Origin of the sequence: Paenibacillus chungangensis, assembly GCF_042675905.1 — a bacterium.
Lineage (GTDB): Bacteria > Bacillota > Bacilli > Paenibacillales > Paenibacillaceae > Pristimantibacillus > Pristimantibacillus chungangensis.
Genome location: NZ_JBHTJZ010000015.1, coordinates 1 through 906 on the forward strand (window position 1 = coordinate 1; position 906 = coordinate 906).

Sequence of the window (906 nt, forward strand, 5' to 3'; positions counted from 1 at the left end):
AACCAACACCTTTGTAACTCCATGTGAGACGTCCTACAACCCCAAGGGGCAAGCCCCTTGGTTTGGGCTAATCCGCGTTCGCTCGCCGCTACTGACGGAATCACTATTGTTTTCTCTTCCTCGGGGTACTTAGATGTTTCAGTTCCCCCGGTATGCCTCTTCACAACTTATGTATTCAGTTGCGAGTAACAGTCCATTACGACTGCTGGGTTTCCCCATTCGGAAATCCCCGGATCAAAGCTTGCTTACAGCTCCCCGAGGCGGTATCGTTGTTCGCCACGTCCTTCTTCGGCTCCTGGTGCCTAGGCATCCTCCGTGCGCTCTTACTAGCTTAACCTGCGTTTTTCGATGAGCGACTTTCCTGAATTTCTTCAGAAAAGACGCTACATGTCAAACGTTTATTTAAAACTTCAGCTAAAGGATGTTTCAGCATAAAGCTTCTCACTGCTTCAAAAGCAGCTGGAATGCTTTATTGTTACTTTCGTTATCCAGTTTTCAAGGAACAATTGTACAGTCTTTCGCTGCGCGAAAACTGTTGGTGGAGCCAAGCGGGATCGAACCGCTGACCTCCTGCTTGCAAGGCAGGCGCTCTCCCAGCTGAGCTATGGCCCCTCATGTTAAGATAATGGTGGGCCTTAGTGGACTCGAACCACCGACCTCACCCTTATCAGGGGTGCGCTCTAACCAGCTGAGCTAAAGGCCCTCTTGCGGAAGGATTACTCCTTCAAAACTGACAACGAGCGAGCAACTACTGCCTAGGATTTTTCGCAATCGACGAGAGTCGATAAGAAAATATCCCGCGTGGAAGCTGATGCTTCCTTATCCGATCATCATCGTGATCGGGTAATTCCTTAGAAAGGAGGTGATCCAGCCGCACCTTCCGATACGGCTACCTTGTTACGACTT

The 906-nt window shown here is 49.7% G+C and carries 2 tRNA genes and 2 rRNA genes; all 4 read right to left on the bottom strand.

Annotation, left to right across the window (positions count from 1 at the left end):
• Positions 1-337: ribosomal RNA gene (locus tag ACFQ2I_RS12550) — 23S ribosomal RNA — on the bottom strand; the annotation flags it as partial.
• A 199-nt stretch (positions 338-536) separates the two neighbouring features.
• Positions 537-612 (bottom strand) — tRNA-Ala (locus ACFQ2I_RS12555).
• A gap of 14 nt (positions 613-626) precedes the next feature.
• Positions 627-703, bottom strand: a tRNA-Ile gene (locus ACFQ2I_RS12560).
• A 152-nt stretch (positions 704-855) separates the two neighbouring features.
• Positions 856-906: ribosomal RNA gene (locus ACFQ2I_RS12565) — 16S ribosomal RNA — on the bottom strand; the annotation flags it as partial.